Origin of the sequence: Micromonospora sp. WMMD882, assembly GCF_027497255.1 — a bacterium.
GTDB lineage: Bacteria > Actinomycetota > Actinomycetes > Mycobacteriales > Micromonosporaceae > Micromonospora.
Genome location: NZ_CP114903.1, coordinates 4,224,044 through 4,244,486 on the forward strand (window position 1 = coordinate 4,224,044; position 20,443 = coordinate 4,244,486).

Genomic DNA, 20,443 nt, shown 5'->3' on the forward strand with positions numbered 1-20,443 from the left:
CCGGTGGGAGACGGAGCGCCCCGACGCCCCCGGACGCCGGTGGACGCGCCCACGACCGAGGTACGGCGGGCGCTGAGCCCGCTCGAACGCTGGTACTGGATCGCCGACCAGATCTCACCGCTCAACGTCGTCGCCCGCGTCCAGGTGCGCGGGCCGCTGCCGGACGGGCTGCTGCGCGACGCCCTGGACCGGCTGCGCCGACGGCACCCGCTGCTGCGGGTGGCGATCGCCGCCACGCCGGACGGACGGTCCCCCCGGTTCGTGCCGACCGACCGGCCGATCCCGCTGCTCCGGCTGGCCGGAGCCGGACCGGCCCGGCCGACCCCGGCACCGGGCCCGGCGGACACCTCGGAGCCGGGCCCGGCGGACACCTCGGAGCCGGGCGGGGCGGACCCGGCGGCGGCGGACTGGGCGCGGCGGGTCGACGAGCACGAGCTGGTCGACCGGGTCGACTGGCGCGCCGGTCCACTGTGCCGGGCCGTGGTGCTGACCCGGGCCGCCGACCCGCCCGACGACGAGACGCACGACCTGCTGCTGACCATGCCGCACTGCGTGGCCGACGGCACCACCGTGCTCTCCCTGCTGCGCCAGTGGATCGACCTGGCCGCCCGGGCGCACGACGCCACCACCACCGCCGGAGCGGGCGGATCGGCCGAACCGGACCGGGCAGCCCGGACCGGCGAGCCGGCGCTGCCCGGCTGCGAGGCGATGTTCCCCCGTCGGTACCGGGGGCTGCTCGGGACGCTGCGGTTGCGCCGGCTGCTGCTCCGGGACCTCTACCTGGTACGCCGGCTGCGGCCGGCCCGGGTCGTGCCGGACCGCTTCGTGCCGTTCACCGAACGGCGTACCCGGCTGCTCGCCCGGACCCTGACCGGGGAGCAGGTCGAGGCGCTGGTGGCGGCCTGCCGCCGGGAGGGGACCACGGTGCACGGCGCGCTCGCGGCGGCGATGGTGCTGGCCGTCGCCACCGAGGCCGGTCGACCGGCGTCGGGGCACGTGACGATCGGCTCCCCGGTCACCTTCCGCGCCGCGCTGGAGCCCGCCGTGTCCGCAGCGGCCGTCGGCGCGTACGTCGCCACCGTGCCCACCTTCGTCGGCTACCGACCGGGCGCGTCGCTCTGGCAGCTCGCCCGCGCGATCAGCGACGACCTCACGCGACGCCGCCGCACGGGCAGCCACTTCGCCATGGTCGACCTGGTCGGGCTCTCCGGTCCGAGGTCGGTCCGGGCCAGCGGGCGGTTCGTCGGGACGATGGAACGGTCCGGTCCGGTCAACCTGTGCCTGTCCAACATCGGCCGGTACGAGTTCCCCGACCGGGTCGGCCCGTGGCGGCTCTCCGGCGCCCAGTTCGTCGCCGGGCTCTCCGTGTGCGGCTACTTCGTCGCCACGGTGAACACCAGCCACGGGCAGCTCTTCTGGAACTTCACCTACGTGGCCGACGCGCTGTCCCCGCGCCGGGCGACCAGCCTGGTGGCGGCGAGCGTCGACGCGGTGCTCACCGCGACCGGCTGCCGGCCGACGGTCGGGACGCCACCGACGGAGAGGAGCCGAACATGACACGCGGAGCCGGGCGGTTCACGCCGGCGGGCCGTACGGTGGTGATCACCGGCGCGTCGTCCGGCCTGGGCCGGGCGGCGGCGCTGCACCTGGCGGCGGTCGGTTTCCAGGTCTTCGCCGGGGTGCGTGCCGCCGCCGACGGCGAACGGCTGCGCGCCGAGTCGCCCGACGGTCGGCTGCGTCCGCTGCGGGTCGACGTGACCGAGCCCGAGCAGATCCGGCAGGCGGTCGACGAGGTGACCCGGCGGCTCGACGGCGCGGGGCTCTGGGGGCTGGTGAACAACGCCGGCGTGGTCCAACCCGGCCCGCTGGAGTGCCTCCCCGCCGACCAGCTCCGCCGGCAGTTGGACACGAACGTGATCGGCCAGGTCGAGACGATCCAGGCGTTCCTGCCGCTGCTGCGGGTCGGCCGGGGCCGGATCGTCAACGTCACCTCGGGGCTCGGCCGGGTCGCGCTGCCGTACCTGGGCGCGTACGCGGCGGCTCAGTTCGCCAAGGAGGCGATCAGCGACAGCCTGCGGCGCGAGCTGCGGCCGTACGGCGTCACGGTCTCGGTGGTGCAACCGGGCGCGATCCGTACCCCGATCTGGGAGAAGGTCGACCGGGCCGGCGAGGAGGTCATCGCCGACGTGCCGGAAGCGACGGCGGCGCTGTACCGGGTGCCGTTCCGGGCCTTCCTGCGCCGCAACGCCGACCAGGTCCGCCGCAGCCGGACCACCCCCGAGCAGTACGCCCGGACGGTGGCCCGCGCCCTGACCGCCGCCCGGCCGAGGACCCGCTACCCGGTCGGGCCCGACGTGCGGCTCGCCAGCCTGGCGGCCCGGCTGCTGCCGGACAGCCTGATCGACCGGAACCTCACCGCGCTGACCCGGGCCGACCCGTCGCCCGCCGCCCGGCCCAGCGACCCCGTGCCCACCGACTTCGAAAGGTGACCGACGTGGACACCGACCAGCAGCGCCGGACGCAGGCGCAGGAGCTGTTCGCCCGCAACCTCGACCTCATCACCGCCGGCCGGATCCGGGAGTGGGTGGAGCTGTTCGCGCCGGACGGCGTGCTGGAGTTCCCGTACCCGCTGCCGGGGGTGCCGTCCCGGTTCGTCGGGCACGACGAGCTGTACGCGCACATGAAGGACTTCCCGAAGCAGCTCGACGTCCGCTTCTCCGGCCTCACCTTCCACGAGACGACCGATCCGGACCTGGTGGTCGCCGAGTTCGTGGGCGAGGGCCGGGGCGTGGCCACCGGGCGGCCGTTCCACCAGGTCTACATCTCGGTGGTGCGTTTCTCCGACGGCCGCATCGTGCACTTCCGGGATTTCTGGAACCCGCTGGCGACCATCCGCGCCGCCGCCTCGGTCACCCACGCCTGGCGCGCCCTGGTCGCGTCCGTCCGCCGGGGATCCCGGCAAGATGGTGCTACTGCCCGGCAGTAGTGGCCTCCGCGGCCGTCGAGGCCACTACTGCCCCGATGTAGCGGGATCTTGCCCGATGGGTGGGGTTGCTCCACCGGACCAGCAGGCTCAGGGGCCCATGTGGACGTACGCCAGCCAGTCGTACGTCTGGTCAGGAAAACGGTGCCGCAGTGTCCGTATGGCATCGTCGAGTGCCTGCGCAGCCTGCCGACTGTCCTGGCCGTACCGGGTGAAAGCGGCGTAGAACTCCTCGGTGAGCTGGGCGGCGGCCTGATCGAGGACGTTCCACAGGGTGCCGACGACATGCCGGTAACCGGCGAGTTGCAGTGCCGAGGCGAGGTGGACCGGCTCGTCGGAGAACGACATGTCGGTCGCCGCGGTCTGGCAGGCGGCCAGGACGGCCAACTCACCACGCCCGGCGCCTTGGCGCAGCAGGTCCGCCACGGTGAGTCGACCGTCGGCGAGCAGCAGACTGCTGGCCAGGGGGTCCGTGGGATCGGTCGCGGCGTGGCAGGCGAAGTGCAGGAATTCGCTGTCCCGCATCGCGGCCAACACCGCCGCCCGGGTAGCGCTGGCGTCAGTCAACGAGGTCAAGTTACCCGGAAACCGCTCGACGAGCGTCCGGAGGTCTCGTTCGACCGCGGGCAGCACGTGAAGGCCAGGGGTTTTCTCCAGCGCGACCGCAACCATCCGTGGGTCGACTCGGGTGCCCGGTCGGGACTGTCGAGCCTGTAGGAGTGCCCGCAGGGTCGGGGTGTACGAGGAGATCACGAGATCCGGCACGGAGCCGCGTGGTTCGTCCTCCCGACCCGCGGCGTGCAGTGGCAGCAGCGCCACTTCCCCGGCAGGGCACCACCACAACCGTGGACGCTTCCCGGTGTCAGGGTGCCCCTGCAGGCCGAGCCGGGCGAGCACCGGCCCACTGATGGCGTCCCAGAGCCAGGTGAGTACCCCGCGGAGCTCGGATCGGTCGGCCCGCATCCGCTGGGAAGCGGCGATGAAGTCGGCCGTCACGGCGCGTACCGCTTCCGGGGTCGCCCTCGGCAGTGGCACGACCTCCAGCACGCCGTCCGTGATCAGCAGCGCGTCGGATCGGTGACGGCTCACGTTGATCATCACCACCGGACCTTCGTCCCCGACCCCGAGCAGGTCGAAGGCCCGGGGCGGGCGTAGAAAGTCCGCGAAGCCGGGGAGCTCACGGATCCGTGACAGGAGATGATTCCATTCCCGGGCGAGTTGGAACCGGCGGTCGGCTTGCCGGATCGCCGCGAACCGCTCGTCGGGTGATGCCTCCGCCGGCGGCGCGATCAGGTCGTCCCGGAGTCGCACGAACCGGTCCGCCAACTCGGGATGTCGGGCGGCGAGTGGTGTCACGTCGGAGCGCAGTTGGAGTTCCCGTTCGAGTGAGATGTTGCGGCCCTGTTCCCACAGTTCCAACGCACGATGCGTTTCCCCACTGTGCAAAGCGCTCGCGACCGCGTCGGCGGTCAGTCCCTGGAACGCATGGGAGAAGCGGAGAGCCTGCGGGCTGAGGCCGCCCGACACCAGAAGCTGGACCAGCGTCGTCGCCGTGGTGAACCCCGTGACCGCCTCGGCGAAATCGCCCCTTTCGGCTGCCAGCCGCGCCCATCCCCGGGCAGCAGCAAGGCGAACTGCCGGCCAACCGATGTCTTGCCGGGCAGCCTCACGCAGGAGCGGTAGGGCCTCGTCCGACCGCCCATGAGCCTGGAGCGTGCCGGCCAACGTCGCCAACCGGTCGGCTCGGTCCGGGTGATCATGAGGAGTGGTCCGCGCCGCCTCCGCCGCCGCCGCGACCGCCCGATCAAGATCATCGACGTTTCCGGTCACCTCGTGCCGGCCAGCCAGGGCGACGGCGAGATTGGAGAGATAACGAGCCCGATCCGGATGCCCCTCGGCGACACCCACCGCCTCCGCCGCCGCCGCGACCGCCCGATCAAGATCATCGACGTTTCCGGTCACCTCGTGCCGGCCAGCCAGGGCAAGGGCGAGATTGGAGAGATAACGAGCCCGATCCGGATGCCCCTCGGCGACACCCACCGCCTCCGCCGCCGCCGCGACCGCCCGATCAAGATCATCACGTCGACGGGTGGCGCCGTACCGCTGTCGTAGCGCGACACTGAGGTTCGACCACTGGTCGGCTCGACCGTCGTCGGCAGCCGCAAGCTCCAGCCAGCGCACAGCTTCATCCAGACTCGGCAGATGACGATCGTGGCGGAAACGGCTCAGCCTGACCAGGCCGAGGTTCGTCGCCAGGTCGGCAGGCGGCTTTTCACCGAAGCCGATGGCCGACACAGCCGCCTGGGCAAGCCGGACCGCTTCGTCCAGGTCCGCGAAGCGTGCGAGCCGCTCGTAGCGGTCACGGATCATGAGACTGAGGTGCGAGAAGCGGTACCCCGCCGCCAGGTCGTCGAGGGCCCCGGCCCGCAGCGACGCGCGTGCCGCGTCGACGGCGGCATGGAGATCGGACAGATCGTCGCCACGACGATACGACTCGTACCTCGCCAACGCGAGAAGATGCAGGCCGCGGGCGTGACCAACGGACCGGGACTCGACGCCCGGGTCGTCCTCGAAGGCACCCCAGGCGTGCTGAAGAAAAGTGATCGCCGTGTGGAGCACCTCGGGGTCCGGGCTGTCCCAGTAGTCGGCGAGCAGACGTTCGCCGAGGACGCCCCATTCCGTTCGGTGGGGGTCGGGACGTGACGGGTGTCCGTCGTCGTCCTCCCCGGCGTCACCCGACGGACGGAGCAGTTGGCGGACAGCCACCGGCATCAGGTCTGCCCGGTTGTTATCCACCTTGGCGAACAGATCCAGCGACCGGTCCAGCTCCCGCTCGTCGTCCGGCTCCGGCAGCAGCAGATACCGATACCAGTGGAGCAGGCCAGCCGTGGCCAACACGTCGTCCCGCTCAGGGCTGCCCGGCTCGGCCAGCTCGACGAGCCGGGCAGCGTCGGCCACCGGTCCCCGCCCCAGAATCAGGGCGGGGTCCCGACCCGTCGCGTACTCGTCGAGCACACGACGCAGCGAGGCCAGTGACGGAGTCGGTTCTGTCACCAGCGCTCCCGGTCGCCTGAAGCGACGCCATGGATGGCGATGCCGACCCCGGGCGACCGCATTTTCATGCCCGACTCGGCGTAGGGCGGTCCCCGGTCCACCGGGTCTCGTCCACCGGGTCGCCGCCGGCGGCACGGTCACGGCGACGGTGTGCCACATCCTCCGCCACCTCACGGACGATGGCATCGAGGTCGTCCACCGCGGGAGCGGCAGCCGTTTCGAGCCCATAACCGCGACGCAGTGCCTCGAGCTTGAGCTCGGTGAGGTTCCGCTTGAGCTGGATCAGCCTCTCCCGGGCCGACGTCTCAACGTTGTCGTTCATCGTTCAGTCCTCCCCGCCGAGGCCGATGTTCCGCCGCAGCCGACCGACGCCGCGCTTGATGTGGTGGTCGACGGAACGGAGCGACATGCCCAACTCGTCCGCGATCACCTGCCGCTCGTACCCGAGGACGAACCGGGACCACAGCACTCTGTTCTCGGGTTCTGGAAGTTCACGAATGGCGAGCAGCCACGCCCGGGCTTCCCACTCGTCGATCCGAGCCACGAGCAGTTCACGCTCCTGCTCCCGGGTCTTCCGTCGTCGTTCCCCACGGAACACGTCCTGCGCGGCTCGGATCGCCACGGTCCGGAGCCACGCGTACGGGCTGAGCTTCGTGGCGAGTTCGTCACGGTGCTCGAACGCCTTGAGGAACGTCGCCTGCGCCACGTCCTCCGCCAGCACGCGGTCACCCGCGCAGTACGAGTACAGGGCGCCCACCAGCCGGTCGTAGTAGGTCACATAGAACTCGTCGAAATCGAAGGCCGTGCGGTGCTCAGGGGCGGCCTCCGGCAGCCGGATCTCACCTCTGACGGCATCGCCCGACTCGTTGGTGATCACCCACCGAGGTTGCTGGTCGACGACCCCGGGCGAGGGGAGAACCGCCATTCCGAGATCCCTGGAGACGCCGGTACCGTCCCCGGGAGGGCTCGGTTGTCCGGCCGCTGACTCATCCGGTTCCGGTTGCTCCCCTGGAACGTTGGATTCGACGTTCACGACTTCTCCTGTTCCGTGTCGGGCATCGTCACGGACGGGCTACGCCGGATGACCAGGCTGGGCCCACCGGTCACGGAGTGCCGCAGCTCCGTGTCCGGGTGTAGAGCAAGGTTAGCCATCCGGCGCTGCTCCCGAACGATCTCGACCGTCGCACGCGCCCGCGCGCAACGCTCGATGAGCCTCACGACCGGAGCCCGGGCCAGCGCTCCCGCTACGACCATGATCAAGATCAGGAGGGCGATGGCCCACCCGGGGAGCGATGCGAGATCTATCGCCACGACAGAACCACCCTCCGACTCGACTGCCGTTCGCCCAGAAGACGCTCGGCGCGAGCAAAACGCGCAAAGTCGGCCCGGATGACTGGCGACGGACCACATGCGACAGGTTGAGCCTCCACAGTGTTCTGCCGACGACCGACCGACGGAGAGTCCTCCCAACGCACAGCCACCGCCCCACCGGCCTGCTTCCGGTGGGGCGGTGGGCTGCTCCGGGGTGCTTCAGCCGGCGGCGCAGGACCGGATCTGCGGGCGGGCGCCGCTGTTGCCGTTCATCATCGTGGTGAAGCCGAAGGTGTTGCCGCTGCCGTTGGACCGCATCGTCATCACCTGACCGCTGCTGTCCCAGCTCGGGGCGCCGTTCCAGGTGGTGGTGATCCGCTGCGGCGCGGTGACCGCCACGACGACGGTCCAGTTGGCGGCGCCCTGGACGGTCACCGAGGTGTTGTACCTGTCGCCCCAGACGTTGGGGGTCGTCGCGGTCGCGGTGCAGCCGCCGCCGGGCGGCGGGGTGGTCGGGTTGCCGGTCGGCGGCGGGGTGGTGGGGTTGCCGGTGGGCGGCGCGGCGCCGTCCGGGGCCACCGCCCGGCCGGTGCTCGGCGAGATCATCCCGGGGCAGAGGTTGCGGCTGGTCAGGTTGGCCATGATCTGCGGAATCGCGCTCCGGGTGTTCGCGATGCCGTCGTGCATCAGGATGACCTGGCCGGCCTGGAGGCGGCTGGCGTTGGCGACGATCTGGCTGACGCTCGCGTTGTTCCAGTCCTGGGAGTCGACGTCCCAGAGCACCTGACGCATGCCGAGCGACGAGGCCACCGACTGGAGGGTCGAGTTGGTCTCCCCGTACGGCGGGCGGAACAACTGCGGCCGTACGCCGGTCGCGGACTGGATCGCCGCGCTGGTCTGGGAGAGGTCCGACTGCATCTGGCTCTGGCTCATCGACGTCATGTGCGCGTGGTTCCAACTGTGGTTGGCGACCCACATGCCGGCGTCGACCTGGGCCCGCGCGGCGGACGGGTTGCCCTGCACGTTCTGCCCGACGTTGAACATGGTGGCCCGTGCGCCGTTGGCGCGCAGCACGGACAGCAGTTGACCGGTGGCGCCGTTGGGCCCGTCGTCGAAGGTGAGGCCGACGTACCCGTTGCAGGCGGCGGCGCTGGACGGGGTGGCGGCGACGGCGAGCCCGGCCGCGCCCAGCGCCACCGTGGTGGCGAGGACGGCGAGCCGGGCGAGGCGGCGGGGTTGCCGTGCGATGGTGGTCGGCCCGTACGGGCTGCCGGTTCTGCCGAGCATGCCGGGATCCTCTCCGATCGACGGATGTGAATCGAAGTATTGCCATGGCGTTTCCGACAGGTCAACGAGTTCCGGAAACTTCCGAACAAGTTTCCGAAATTCTGCCCCGGCCAGGTCGGATCAACGACTTGACCCGCGCGGCAACTCGGCGCGGCGGAACAATTGGTCATGGCCCAACCGTCCGAGTTCCCGCGCCGTCCGTGGTGCGGCACCATGCCGGCCCACCGCCGGCTGCTCGACACCGTCTCCGGGTACGCCGAGGCGCGCACCCGGGTCGAGACGTTCACCCACCGGGAGGCCCGCCGTGGGCGGGGGCGGCTCGGTCAGGTCGTCGCCCTGCCCGTGGTGGTGCACGTGGTGTGGCACGAGGAGGCGCAGAACATCCCCGACGAGCAGGTGACCAGCCAGCTCGCCGTACTCGACGCCGACTTCCGGGCGGTCAACCCGGACGTCGCCGCGGTGCCCGCCCCCTGGCAGCCGCTCGTCGCCGACACCCGGATCACGTTCACCCTCGCCGACACCGACCCGGACGGCCGGCCCTGCGCCGGCATCACCCGTACCCGCACCGACGTCGCCGCCTTCGGCACCGACGACGAGGTCAAGTCGGCCGCCACCGGCGGGGTGGACGCCTGGCCGGCGGACCGCTACCTCAACATCTGGGTCTGCCCGCTCGGTGGCGGCCTGCTCGGCTACGCGCAGTTCCCGGGCGGCCCGGCCCGTACCGACGGGGTGGTGGTGCTGCACTCCGCGTTCGGCACCACCGGCACGGCGGCGGCCCCGTTCGACGGCGGTCGCACCCTCACCCACGAGGTCGGGCACTGGCTCAACCTGCGTCACATCTGGGGCGACGACGGTGACGGGTGCAGCGGCAGCGACTTCGTGGCGGACACCCCCAACCAGGCCGGACCGAACTACGGCAAGCCGGCCTGGCCCAAGCTGAGCTGCGACAACGGCCCGCACGGCGACATGTTCATGAACTACATGGACTACACCGACGACGCGGCGATGGTGATGTTCACCGCCGGGCAGGCCGCCCGCATGGCGGCCTGTCTGGCCGGGCCGCGCGCCAGCCTCGGCACGGCAGCCGCCACCGCCGGCACGGTAGCCGCCGTCCCGTCCGCCACGGCAGCCGCCGGCCCGGCAACCAGCGGCGAAACGGCCGGCCCGGCGATACTTGACGCATGACCGAGCCGCCGGTTCCGCTGTTCCGCCGTTGGGTGCACATCCGGGAGGAGGACCGGTCGGGGGTACGCGCCTACCGGGCCGCCGACCGTCCGGTCCCACCCGGTCGGGGCCGGACGAGCATCGAGTTCCACCCCGACGGCACGTTCGTCGACGCCCGGCCCGGTCCGACGGACGCGCCGGCCCCCGAGCACGGCCGGTGGCAGCCGGTCGGGGCAGGTCAGCTGCGGGTGAGCTACCCGGACGGACGCGGCGCCGTCACCTTCGAGATCGTCTCGGTGGACGACGCGGTGCTCCAGCTCCGACCGCTGCCCCCCGACGTCGCCCCCGCCCCGGACGGGCCCGCCCCTCCCGGCCGCGAAACGTAGGTGGTCGCCTGATCAGAACCGCGACGGTTGGGTAGGGGTGAGAACATGCGCTCTACTCACGGACGATCCCCGGGCCGACCATCGTGACCGCCGGGACCTGGCCGCTCCTGCCCAGCGTGGTCGCGCTGCTCGTCGCGCTGGTGGTGATCCTGTTCGCCGGGCAGTCGTTGGTGCGCACGGCCGACGAGCTGGCGGACCGCACCGGCATGGGCGAGGCGGTCGCCGGGGCCCTCCTGCTCGGCGCGGTGACCTCGCTGCCCGGCATCGCCACCACGGTCCTCGGCTCGGTACGGCAGGACGCCGAGTTCGCGCTGGCCAACCCGATCGGCGGCATCGCGGTGCAGACGGTGTGGCTGGCCATCGCCGACCTGCTCTACCGCCGGTCGAACATCGAGCACGCGGCGGCGTCCCTGGAGAACGTCATGCAGGCGATCGTCCTGGTGGCGTTGCTCTGCCTGCCCGTGGTGGCGTACGCGACCCCCGAGCTGACGGTCCTCTGGGTGCACCCCGCGAGCCTGCTGATCCCGGTCGTCTACCTGTACGGCCTGGTGCTGCTCCGCCGGTTGCGCCGGGAACCGATGTGGTTCGCCCGCCGCACCGCCGACACCCGCGAGGACGTGCCGGCGACCGGGACGTCCGGGCTGAGCGTCCGTCGGCTCTGGTTCCGACTGGCCGCGCTGGCGGCTGTGGTCGCCGCCACCGGCTACCTGATCGGTCAGGGCGGCCTCGGTGTGGTGGCCGCTACGGGGCTGCCCAGCGGCTTCGTGGGCTTCACGCTGACCACGGCGGTCACCAGCCTGCCGGAGCTGGTCACCCTCGTCGCGGCCATCCGGATCGGGGCGTTGACCCTGGGCATCGGCAACATCCTCGGCGGCAACGCGTTCGACTCGCTGATGATCTTCCTCGCCGACGCCACCTACCGCCCCGGCTCGATCTACTCCGAGGCCAACCTGTCCGGACTGCTGTTCACCGGGATGACCACCCTGATGACCGCCACGCTGGCCGCCGGTCTGATCCTGCGCGAGCGCCGGGGCATCGGGTTCGAGGGGGCGGCCATCCCGCTCATCTACCTGTCCACCGTCGTCCTGCTGCTCCTCCGGCCCGGCTGAGCGCGGCGATGCCGCGATAACGCCGACGAAACCACCCAGACCCGCCTACCGTTACCGGGCAGGAGGACATGCCGTGAAACCGGTCCGTCGGATGTCCGCCCGCCTCGCCGAGGTCCGGGCCAGCTTCTGGCTGGTGCCGGCGCTCTTCGCGGTGGGCGCGGTGGGCGCCGCCATCGGCTTGTCGCTGCTGGAGTTGCAGCTGGACATCGCCGTCGACTGGCTCCTGCCCAGCGGCCCCGCCGGGGCGCGGTCGCTGCTGTCGTCGATCATCACCGCGATGATCTCCTTCACGGCGCTGGTCTTCTCGATCACCGTCGTGGCCCTGCAACTCGCCAGCAGCCAGTACTCCCCCCGGGTGTTGCGCACCTTCCTCCAGGACCGGATCATCCAGGCCACGCTCGGCACGTTCGTGGCCACCTTCCTGTTCGCGATGGTGGTGCTCGCCGCGCTGCCGGCCCGCGAGGAGGCCCGGCTGCCCGAGCTGTCACTCGCGGTGTCGATGGCCCTGGTGCTCGGCAGCACCGGCATGTTCCTCTACTACCTGCACCACATCACGCAGGTCATGCGGGTGTCGCACATCATCACCTCGATCGGCGCGCAGACCCGGGACACCATCGCGGCGCACCTGCCCGAGACCGGGCAGCCGGAGCCGTCGCCCCTCGGTGACGTCGTACAGGTCGTGCGGACCGAGCGCCCGGGCATGGTGGTGACCGTGGACACCGGTCGACTCGCCCGGCTGGCCGCCGGGCACGGCTGCGCGCTCAGCGTCGTACCCGTACCGGGCGACTTCGTCACCGCGGGGGCGCCGCTGCTGCGCGTCCACCGGGTCGGGGACGCGCCCGTCCGGTCGTTGCCGGTCGACCAGCTCGTCGCGGGCGTGACGATCGGCCCGGAACGCTCACCCGGGCAGGACGTCGGTTTCGGCTTCCGGCAACTGACCGACATCGCCGAGCGGGCGCTCTCCCCGTCCACCAACGACGTGACCACGGCGACCCGCGCCGTGCAGGAGGCCCACGACCTGCTGCGCCGGCTCGCCACCCGACCCGACGGGGCCCACCTCGTACGGGACGACTCCGGGACGGTCCGGGTACGCGTCGACCGGCTCCCCTTCGACACGTACCTGGCGATGGTCGTCGACGACGTGCGGGCCGCCGCCGGGGACCAGCCACGGGTCAACCGGCTGCTGGACGCGGTGCTGACCGACCTGGCGTCCGTCGCCCTGCCGGCCCATCTGGGGGCGGTGCTACGTCGGACGGGCGGCGGTCAGTCGCCGAGCAGGCCGGCGTGACCGGCCAGGGCGGCGGCCTCGGCCCGGCTGCCCACCCGCAGTTTGCGCAGCAGCGCGGCGGTCATCCGCTTCACGGTGCGCTCCGAGACGTGCAGGTGCTCACCGATGTCGACGGTGCCGTACCCGGAGGCGATCAGGCGGAGCAGGTTCCGCTCGTCCGGGTCGAGGTCGACGGCGGGCACGTGGGTCGGCCGCAGCAGGCTGCGTAACAGCTCACCCGGCAGGACGGCCCACCCTTCCAGGATGGCCAGCAGCGGCGGCAGCAGCTCCTCCGGCTCGGCGGTCTTCGGCAGGAATCCCTCGGCCCCGGCGCGCAGGGCCGCCAGGGCCGGCGCCGGATCGTCCGCGCCGGACATGGCGACCACCCGTACCCGGGGACTGGTCCGCCGGATCGCGGCGACCGCCCGGACGCCGCCGGGCGGAGGCATGTGCAGGTCGATCAGCGCCACCTCGGGCTGGCACCGGCTGACCAGGGACGCGGCCGACGAGGCGTCGCCGGTGCTGCCCACCACCTCGGTCCGGCCCTGCGTCGCGGCCGGCAGGAGCAGCGCCAGCCCGCGCGCGAACAGCGGATGGTCGTCGACGACCACCAGCCGGAGGACGGCCGGAGCGGGCATGCCTGCTCTCTTCCCGAGCGGGTAGCAAACATGCCGACGTACCCGGACGAGGGGAGTGGTGGCGGATGGGCGGTCGGCGCGGATCGTGGCGTCCCGGGCGGAGACGACAACGGGCCGGCGGAAGTCGGGCCGGCGGCGGGAGCCGGAACGCCGTGGCCGGGCCGCCCGCCGTCGACTCCGCCCTGATGCTGCGTCTGCTCTGCCACGAGCTGCGCACCCCGGTCACCACGCTCACCGCGCTGACCCGCGCGCTCGCCGACGACGACCACCCGCTGCCCGACGCCACCCGGCGGGCAGCCGCCCGCCTCGCGTACGACCAGGCCGTACACCTGGAGGGGTTGGTGCGGAAGGCGGCGGCCGGCAGCGGCGCGCCGACGGCCGGCGGACGACCGGCGGACCACGTCGTCCCGCTGGCGGAGATCCTCGCCGGGGTGAGCCTGCTGGTGCCCGCCCACCGCCGGTCGACCCACGTCACGCGGCGGGCCGCCGCCTGCCCGGTGCCGGCCCGGCGGGCCCGGCAGGTGTTCGGCAACCTGGTGGAGAACGCGCTCCGGCACGGCCCGCCGGACGGCGCCGTCGGCATCCACGCCGAGCTGTGGCGCGGCGAGCTCAGCGTCCTGGTCACCGACGAGGGGCGGGTCGACCGGTCCCTGACGGCGGCGCTGCGCCGCCGGACCCCGGGCGAGGGACCGTCCGGTCTGGGGTTGTGGCTGGTCAGACGGCTCGTCGCCGTGGACGGCGGACGAATCCGGCTGCACCGGCTGCGCCCGTACGGGGTGGCGCTGGAGGTGCTGCTGCCCCGGACGGGTCCGCGGGCCTGACCCCGGGGGGACAGCGGTTGGCCCACCCGGGTCACGACGGTGGGAACAGCTCGGTGCCAGCAACCGCACCGAGGAGGACCGACCGATGTTCAGCCACCTGAAGGAACTGCAGTTCGAAGCCAAGCCGGACGGCCCGGACGCCGCGTTCGCCCGTCGGCTCCAGGAGATCCTGGGCGGCAAGTGGGGCGAGATGACAGTCGCCAACCAGTACCTCTTCCAGGGCTGGAACTGCCGGCTGCCGGGCAAGTACAAGGACCTGCTGCTCGACGTGGGCACCGAGGAGATGGGCCACGTCGAGATGATCGCCACGATGATCACCCGCCTGCTGGAGAACGCCCCGCTGTCGTTGCAGGAGGCGGCCGACCACAACCCGATGGTCGGGGCGATCTACGGCGGCTCGAACCCGGCCCACTTCATCCACGGCGGCGGCGGGGCCTTGGCGGTGGACAGCGCCGGGGTGCCCTGGAGCGGCAACTTCATCACCGCCAGCGGCAACCTGATGGCCGACTTCCAGCTCAACGTGACCGCCGAGGCGCAGGGCCGACTCCAGGTGTCCCGGCTGTTCAACATGACCGACGACCCGGGTGTCAAGCAGATGCTGCGGTTCCTGCTGGCCCGGGACACCATGCACCAGAACATGTGGATGGCGGCGATCGAGCAGCTCAAGGAGGACGGCCTGGAGGAGATGCCGGTGCCGGAGGCGTTCCCCGACTCGCAGGAGTTCACCGCCGAGTTCAGCTACACCTACCTCGACTTCTCCGCCGGGCAGGACGCCGCGGAGGGCCGGTGGGCGTCCGGGCCGGCCCCGGACGGCAAGGGCGAGTTCCGCTACGAGCCCAACCCCCGCGCGAACGCTCCCGAGCCCGTGCTCGCGCCCGGCGACCCCCGCCTGTACGGCACCAACCCGGGCATGGTCCAGGGCGTCGTGAACACGGTCAAGGACAAGCTGGCCTGACCACCGGGTGTCGGGCCGCCCGGGCGGCCCGACACCTCCCGTACCGGAGGAGGTGGGTCGTGACCGAGCTCGTGGTCCGTCCGCTCGCGGACGCGTTCATGCAGGTGGGCGTGTACGTGGCGGTCATGGTGGCGCTGTTCGGCTGGTTGCGGTGGCGGCACGGCGACACGGTCACCGACGCGCTGGCCCGACGTCGCCGGATGGGGCCGGTGGCGGGGGCGCTGCTCGGCGTCAGCCCCGGCTGCGGCGGGGCGATCATCCTGATGCCGCTGTACGCCCGGCGGAAGGTCTCCTTCGGTACGGTGGTCGCCGCGCTGGTCTCCACCATGGGAGATTCCTCCTGGGTGGTGCTCGCCTGGAACCCGGTCTTCGCGTTGCAACTGCACGCCCTGCTCTTCGCGGTGGGCCTGGCCACCGGGTACGTCGTCGACGCCCTCGGTATCGACCCGGCGAGATCGGCCCGGCCCCGCCGGGCTCGCCGTCCCCTCGCCACCTCCGCTGCCCGCCCCTCCCCGCCCGTCGGCGTACGGGCGTTCGGTGGACTGTTGCCCCGCGCGCCCACCTCGACCGCGTTCTGGGGGCTCACCACCCCGGCGTTCGCCCTGTCGGTGCCGGTGGTGTTCCAGCTCGTCGACCCGGCGATGCTCACCCTCGGTGGCGTGGACCCGTACCTGGCGCTCGGGCTGCTCGGCACCGTGACCGCGGTCCTGATCTTCGCCGCCGGCCGGGGGCGGCTCGCGGACGACAGCCTGGAGACCGCCCGGCCGCAGTCCCTCGCCGCCACCCTGCGGCACAGCGCCCACGAGGCGTCGTTCGTCACCGTCTGGGTCGCCGTCGCGTACCTGGGGTGGCAGGTGTTGACCACCACGACCGGCTTCGACGGCTCACAGCTCGCCCTGACCGGCCTGCTCGGCGTGCTGGTCGGCGCGGTCGTCGGGTTGGTTCCCGGGTGCGCCGTGCAGATCGTCTTCACCGGTCTCTACGTCAGCGGCGGGCTGCCCCTGCCCACCCTGGTCGCCAACGCCATCAGTCAGGACGGCGACGCGTTGATCCCGCTCGCCGCGCTGCGCCGGCGCTCGGCGCTGGTGGCCACCGTGATCACCACCGTGCCGGCGGTGACGGTGGGCGCCGCCCTGCTCGTTCTGCTCTGACAGTTCCCGTCCCGGCCCGACCCGAGGGAGACCTGATGATCGTCCCGATGGCCCGTACCCGCCGGAAGATGGCCGCCTTCGCGGCGCTGGCGGTGCTCGCCGCGCTCGCCGGCCTGCCCGGGGCGACGGTCGCGGCGCTGGCCGCGACCGTGCTCGCGATCCCGCTGGCGGTGGCGCTGGCCGGCGGTCGGCCACTGCTGAAGGAGCTGCTGCCGGGGCGGCTGTCGGAGCCTGTCGAGCTGCCCCACCTGCGCGTCCATCCCTCGGCGCGACACCCGCCGTCCGACCGACCAACCCGGCCACCTCCAGGAGCCAGTGCCCCGGCCAGCCCCTGTCGAGCTGCCCCGGCTGTGCGCCCACCCCTCGGTTCCTCGCCGTACCCGGCGGATGCCGGAAAGTAGGGGGAAAGCAGCCGGTCGACCGCCTCCAAGCGGCGTCCGGGACCAGTGGGCGCACAGCCGGGGCAGCTCGACAGCCTCCCTCCAGGTGATACCGGGCCAGCGTCGGCCGTGGCCTGACCCGGCCCGACCCGACCTGACCCGGCCCGGCCGACCCGGCCTGACCCGGCCTGACCCGGCCCGGCCCGGCCTGACCCGGCCTGCGTGCCCTTGCCGGTCCGCCAGACCGACACACCCCACATCCCGACCGCCGGGCCCGCGAGCCCCGCCGGACACGCCCCGCCCGCCGGAGACGCACGCCACCGCCGGAGGGGCACGTCGCCGGCCCCCTGGGCGGCGCGTGCCCGGCGAGGGGCGTTAGCGTTCCGGGCATGAGCGCGAAGTCCGCGCCGGTGCTGCCGGCGGCGACCGGGGTGGCCGAGGCCGCCGCCGTGCTGCGGGCCGGCGGGCTGGTCGCCTTTCCCACCGAGACCGTGTACGGCCTGGGCGCGAACGCGCTCGACGGGCACGCCGCCGCGCGGATCTTCGCGGCGAAGGCCCGACCGAGCTTCGACCCGTTGATCACCCACCTGGCCGACCCCGCCGAGTTGGCCGGGCTGGTCGGCGCGGTGCCGTCCCTGGTCGCGGCGCTGGCCGAGCGGTTCTGGCCGGGGCCGTTGACGTTGATCGTGGCGCGGCCGGCGGCCGTACCGCCGATCGTCACCTCCGGGCTGGCCACGATGGCCGTCCGGGTGCCGGACCATCCGGTCGCCCGGGCGTTGATCCGGGCCGCCGGGGTGCCGGTGGCCGCGCCCAGCGCGAACCGGTTCGGCATGCTCAGCCCCACCCGGGCGGAGCACGTGGCGGCGGGGCTGGGCGACGCGGTGGACCTGATCGTCGACGGCGGCCCGACCCGGTGCGGCATCGAGTCCACGATCCTGGACGCCCGCGGCGACCGGCCGGTGGTGCTGCGGCTCGGCGCGCTGCCGGTGGAGGCGCTGGTCGAGGCGGTCGGCCCGGTCGACGTACGGCCGGGCAGCTCCGGCCAGCCGGTCGCGCCGGGCGGCCTGGCCGCGCACTACGCGCCCCGGACCCCGCTGCGGCTGGTCGACCCGCCGCCCTCGGCCACGGCCCCCCGGCCGGACGACCACACGCGCGGCTACCTGGCGTTGCGGGAGCGGCCGGCGCAGCCGTACGGGGCGGTGGAGGTGCTCTCGCCCGACGGTGACCTGACCGGGGCGGCGGCCCGCCTCTTCGACGCCCTGCACCGGCTGGACGCGACCGGGGTGACCGAGATCCTCGCCGAGCGGGTGCCGGAGGCCGGTCTCGGCCGGGCGATCAACGACCGGCTGCGCCGGGCCGCCGCCACCTGGCAGCCGCCCGCCTAGACGTCGTCCCGGGGCCGGCGGGGCCGGGGACGGCGGCCGGGTGGGGCGGTGGGCTCCGGGCCCGGGTCGGGCGGCGTCGGCAGTGGGCGTACGCACGGCGTGCCCCCGGTGACCCGGACCCGTTCGCCGTCGTGCCACAGGTCGACGCCCGCCTCCGGGCCGGCCCCGGGCAGCTCGTAACGGACCTCGTCGGCGGTGATCGTCACCCGTAGCCGTTGCCCGTGCCGGAGCAGACTGAACGCCAGTCGGCTGATCCGCCGGGGCAGCCGGGGCACGAACGACAGCTCGCCCCGGTCGTCGCGCAGGCCGCCGAACCCGTGCACCAGCGCGATCCACGCGCCGGCCAGGGCGGCCAGGTGCAGCCCGTCGCCGGTCTTGTCGCCGAGGTCCTCCAGATCCTGGAGCACCGACTCGGCGAAGTGGTCGTACGCGAGGTCGAGGTGGCCGACCTCGGCGGCCAGCACCGCCTGGGCGGGTGAGGAGAGCGACGAGTCACGGACGGTGCGGGCCTCGTAGTAGGCGAAGTTGCGGGCCTTCTCCTCGGCGGTGAAGTCCCCGGGGCTGCGCAGCATGGCCAGCACCAGGTCGGCCTGCTTGACCACCTGCCGGCGGTACAGCTCCAGGTACGGAAAATGCAGCAGCAGCGGGTAGTCCTCGTCGGGGTCGGTGTCGGCGAAGTTCCACTCGGGCAGGTCGGTGAACCCGGCCGACTGCTGGTGCACGGCGCGCTTCGGGTCGTACGGCAGGTGCACCGCGTCGGCGGCGGACCGCCAGCCGGCCACCTCGGCCGCGTCCACGCCGAACCGGGCGGCCACGTCGGGGTGGGCCTCGGCGGCGTCGGCGGCACCGCGCATGTTCCGCCGGGCCATCAGGTTGGTGAAGACGTTGTCGTCGATCAGCGCGGTGTACTCGTCCGGCCCGGTCACGCCGGGCAGGTGGAACGTCCCGCTGTCGGACCAGTGGCCGAAGCCGTGCCAGAGCCGGGCCGTCTCGACCAGCAGCTCCAGCCCGGTCTCGGTGAGGAAGTCGGTGTCCCCGGTGGCCGCCACGTAGCGCAGCACCGCGTCGGCGACGTCGGCGTTGACGTGCATTCCGGCCGTCCCCGCCGGCCAGTAGCCGGAGCATTCCCGGCCGCCGATGGTGCGCCACGGGAACGTCGCCCCGGTCAGCCGCAGCTCGGCCGCGCGGGCGCGGGCCTCGGGCAGGTGGGCGTGCCGCCAGCGCAGCGCCGAGCGGGCCATCGCCGGGGCGACGTAGGTGAGCACCGACAGCACGAACCCCTCGGTGTCCCAGAGGACGTGCCCGTCGTAGCCGTTGCCGGTCAGCCCCTTCGCGGGGATCGTCCGGTCGCCGTCCGCCCGCCCCGCCTGGAGCAGGTGGAACAGGGCGAACCGGGTGGCGAGCTGGAGCTCCGGGTCACCGTCGAGGACGACGTCCGCGGTGGTCCAGGCGGCGTCGAAGGCGGCCCGCTGCTCGGCGACCAGGGCGTCCCAGCCGACCGTACGCGCCTCGGCGGCGGCGGCCGTCGCCCGCTCGGCCAGCTCCCGCGCCGCCGGCTCGACCACGTCGGCCCCGCCGCCGGTGTCGGCGCTGTCGGCGCTGTCGGCCCCGCCGTCGGTGTCGGTGTCGGTGTCGACCGGGGCGTACTCGTGCCCGGTGAACCGGGTCAGGGTGATCCGTTGGCCGGGTCGCAGCGGCCCGGCCAGGGTGAGGCGGAGCCGGTCGGGCTCGCTGTCGGTGGCGGTGGCGGTGGTGTCCGGGGCGTCCACCAGGTCCGCCACGGCCACCGCGACCCGCTGCCCGCTGCGCCCGGTGCGGTGCGCCAGCACCCCGTCCAGCCCTTCGCGGCGGTGCAGCTCGGCGATCAGCGGGTCGTCGAGGATGGTGGCCGCCCGTGGGTCGTCGGCGCGGTCCGGCACCCCCTGGTTGGCGACCAGGTCGGCGCAGATCCGCACCTCGACGGGGCCGTCCAGCGGCTCGACCTGCCAGGTGACGGCGGCCACCGGCCGGCGGGCCAGGGAGACCAGGCGGGTGCTGCGTACCCGTACCCCGTGGCCGGCCGGGGAGATCCACTCGGTGTGTCGTTCCAGCAGCCCGGCCCGCAGGTCGAGGACGCGTTCGTGGTGGCGCAGCGTGCCGGTGCGGATGTCCAGCGGCTCGTCGCCGACCCAGAGCCGGATCAGCGCCGCGTTCGGCACGTTGACCACGGTGTCGCTGGTCTCCGGGAAGGCGTACCCGCTCTCGGGATAGTCGATCCCGTGCCGTTCGTGGAAGCCGTTGAGGTAGCTGCCCGGCATGCCGTACGGCTCGCCCTCGTCGAGGTTGCCGCGCCAGCCCAGCCACCCGTTGCCGAGCGCGAAGATCGACTCGGTCTCGGCGAGGCGGTTCAGGTCGGCCTCGGTCCGGCGGATCCGCCAACGGTCGTCCGGCTGGTCGGTGTCGATGGTGACGGGCACCCACAGCCTCCTGGTCGTTCACCTGTTCGAAGGGCCATTGCAGCACGCCTGCCTGGGAGCCGGCTGAGACGAAGGTCGGGGACGGCTTCTCACTTT

General features: G+C 73.0%; 18 protein-coding genes. 12 read left to right on the forward strand and 6 right to left on the reverse strand.

The genetic code is table 11. From position 1 onward, the window contains the following. Positions 1-3: 3 nt before the first annotated feature. Genes O7606_RS17735 through O7606_RS17745 form a run of 3 tightly spaced genes read left to right on the forward strand, consistent with a single transcriptional unit; the run spans position 4 to position 2,986 of the window. Positions 4-1,557: a hypothetical protein gene (locus O7606_RS17735; RefSeq protein ID WP_281595142.1), complete on the forward strand. Its 1,554-nt coding sequence runs from the start codon at positions 4-6 to the stop codon at positions 1,555-1,557. After that, positions 1,554-2,489, forward strand: a complete 936-nt coding sequence (locus tag O7606_RS17740; RefSeq protein ID WP_281595143.1) for an SDR family oxidoreductase — start codon at positions 1,554-1,556, stop codon at positions 2,487-2,489. The genes O7606_RS17735 and O7606_RS17740 overlap by 4 nt, the downstream gene beginning before the upstream one ends. Positions 2,490-2,494: 5 nt before the next feature. After that, positions 2,495-2,986: a nuclear transport factor 2 family protein gene (locus tag O7606_RS17745; protein WP_281595144.1), complete on the forward strand. Its 492-nt coding sequence runs from the start codon at positions 2,495-2,497 to the stop codon at positions 2,984-2,986. Between the two features lie 87 nt (positions 2,987-3,073). Here O7606_RS17745 and O7606_RS17750 read toward each other — a convergent pair whose 3' ends face one another. The 4 genes from O7606_RS17750 to O7606_RS17765 all read right to left on the reverse strand — a co-directional run bounded on the left by O7606_RS17750 (position 3,074) and on the right by O7606_RS17765 (position 8,635). Then, positions 3,074-5,998 carry a CHAT domain-containing protein gene (locus tag O7606_RS17750; protein WP_281595145.1) on the reverse strand — a complete coding sequence of 975 codons (2,925 nt, stop codon included), beginning with the start codon at positions 5,996-5,998 and terminating at the stop codon, positions 3,074-3,076. A gap of 103 nt (positions 5,999-6,101) precedes the next feature. Next, on the reverse strand, positions 6,102-6,359 hold the full coding sequence (locus O7606_RS17755; RefSeq protein WP_281595146.1) for a hypothetical protein: 258 nt from the start codon (positions 6,357-6,359) through the stop codon (positions 6,102-6,104). A gap of 3 nt (positions 6,360-6,362) precedes the next feature. Then, the gene (locus O7606_RS17760) at positions 6,363-7,070 is read right to left on the reverse strand and encodes a sigma-70 family RNA polymerase sigma factor (protein ID WP_281595147.1); all 708 of its coding nucleotides are present in this window, start codon (positions 7,068-7,070) and stop codon (positions 6,363-6,365) included. Positions 7,071-7,567: 497 nt separating this feature from the next. Then, complete coding sequence (locus O7606_RS17765) at positions 7,568-8,635, reverse strand: polysaccharide deacetylase family protein (protein ID WP_281595148.1); 1,068 nt, start codon at positions 8,633-8,635, stop codon at positions 7,568-7,570. 168 nt (positions 8,636-8,803) lie between these two features. Here O7606_RS17765 and O7606_RS17770 point away from each other — a divergent pair, with 168 nt between their 5' ends. The 4 genes from O7606_RS17770 (at position 8,804) to O7606_RS17785 (ending at position 12,582) form a co-directional block, all read left to right on the forward strand. After that, a complete protein-coding gene (locus O7606_RS17770; RefSeq protein WP_281595149.1) occupies positions 8,804-9,820 on the forward strand; it encodes a zinc metalloprotease in 1,017 nt (338 codons plus the stop codon). Continuing rightward, the gene (locus O7606_RS17775) at positions 9,817-10,185 is read left to right on the forward strand and encodes a hypothetical protein (RefSeq protein ID WP_281595150.1); all 369 of its coding nucleotides are present in this window, start codon (positions 9,817-9,819) and stop codon (positions 10,183-10,185) included. Before O7606_RS17770 ends, O7606_RS17775 begins: the two co-directional genes overlap by 4 nt. An 83-nt stretch (positions 10,186-10,268) precedes the next feature. Then, complete coding sequence (locus O7606_RS17780) at positions 10,269-11,294, forward strand: sodium:calcium symporter (RefSeq protein ID WP_281595151.1); 1,026 nt, start codon at positions 10,269-10,271, stop codon at positions 11,292-11,294. 73 nt (positions 11,295-11,367) lie between these two features. Then, positions 11,368-12,582 carry a DUF2254 domain-containing protein gene (locus O7606_RS17785; RefSeq protein WP_281595152.1) on the forward strand — a complete coding sequence of 405 codons (1,215 nt, stop codon included), beginning with the start codon at positions 11,368-11,370 and terminating at the stop codon, positions 12,580-12,582. On the opposite strand, the gene O7606_RS17790 is transcribed toward O7606_RS17785, so the two are convergent. Beyond that, a complete protein-coding gene (locus O7606_RS17790) occupies positions 12,558-13,199 on the reverse strand; it encodes a response regulator transcription factor (RefSeq protein WP_281595153.1) in 642 nt (213 codons plus the stop codon). The genes O7606_RS17785 and O7606_RS17790 overlap by 25 nt on opposite strands. A gap of 152 nt (positions 13,200-13,351) precedes the next feature. On the opposite strand from O7606_RS17790, the gene O7606_RS17795 reads away from it, so the two are divergent. From O7606_RS17795 to O7606_RS17815, 5 genes are all read left to right on the forward strand, one after another. Then, positions 13,352-14,020 (forward strand): HAMP domain-containing sensor histidine kinase, encoded by a 669-nt coding sequence (locus O7606_RS17795; protein WP_281595155.1) that lies wholly within the window; start codon positions 13,352-13,354, stop codon positions 14,018-14,020. A gap of 85 nt (positions 14,021-14,105) precedes the next feature. Next, positions 14,106-14,975, forward strand: a complete 870-nt coding sequence (locus O7606_RS17800; protein ID WP_281595156.1) for a manganese catalase family protein — start codon at positions 14,106-14,108, stop codon at positions 14,973-14,975. Between the two features lie 59 nt (positions 14,976-15,034). Then, positions 15,035-16,126, forward strand: coding sequence for a putative manganese transporter (locus O7606_RS17805; protein WP_281595157.1), 1,092 nt, complete (start codon positions 15,035-15,037; stop codon positions 16,124-16,126). Between the two features lie 35 nt (positions 16,127-16,161). Next, positions 16,162-16,527: a hypothetical protein gene (locus O7606_RS17810; protein WP_281595158.1), complete on the forward strand. Its 366-nt coding sequence runs from the start codon at positions 16,162-16,164 to the stop codon at positions 16,525-16,527. Between the two features lie 392 nt (positions 16,528-16,919). After that, complete coding sequence (locus tag O7606_RS17815; RefSeq protein WP_281599740.1) at positions 16,920-17,891, forward strand: L-threonylcarbamoyladenylate synthase; 972 nt, start codon at positions 16,920-16,922, stop codon at positions 17,889-17,891. On the opposite strand, the gene O7606_RS17820 is transcribed toward O7606_RS17815, so the two are convergent. After that, complete coding sequence (locus O7606_RS17820) at positions 17,888-20,347, reverse strand: glycosyl hydrolase family 65 protein (RefSeq protein WP_281595159.1); 2,460 nt, start codon at positions 20,345-20,347, stop codon at positions 17,888-17,890. The genes O7606_RS17815 and O7606_RS17820 overlap by 4 nt on opposite strands. Positions 20,348-20,443 lie beyond the last annotated feature (96 nt).

Excerpts from the sequence above, each read along its gene's own strand:
- O7606_RS17740 (WP_281595143.1), top strand. The coding sequence starts at position 1,554 with ATGACACGCGGAGCCGGGCGGTTCACGCCGGCGGGCCGTACGGTGGTG.
- O7606_RS17755 (WP_281595146.1), bottom strand. The coding sequence starts at position 6,359 with ATGAACGACAACGTTGAGACGTCGGCCCGGGAGAGGCTGATCCAGCTC.
- O7606_RS17765 (WP_281595148.1), bottom strand. The coding sequence starts at position 8,635 with ATGCTCGGCAGAACCGGCAGCCCGTACGGGCCGACCACCATCGCACGG.
- O7606_RS17770 (WP_281595149.1), top strand. The coding sequence starts at position 8,804 with ATGGCCCAACCGTCCGAGTTCCCGCGCCGTCCGTGGTGCGGCACCATG.
- O7606_RS17775 (WP_281595150.1), top strand. The coding sequence starts at position 9,817 with ATGACCGAGCCGCCGGTTCCGCTGTTCCGCCGTTGGGTGCACATCCGG.
- O7606_RS17790 (WP_281595153.1), bottom strand. The coding sequence starts at position 13,199 with ATGCCCGCTCCGGCCGTCCTCCGGCTGGTGGTCGTCGACGACCATCCG.
- O7606_RS17800 (WP_281595156.1), top strand. The coding sequence starts at position 14,106 with ATGTTCAGCCACCTGAAGGAACTGCAGTTCGAAGCCAAGCCGGACGGC.
- O7606_RS17810 (WP_281595158.1), top strand. The coding sequence starts at position 16,162 with ATGATCGTCCCGATGGCCCGTACCCGCCGGAAGATGGCCGCCTTCGCG.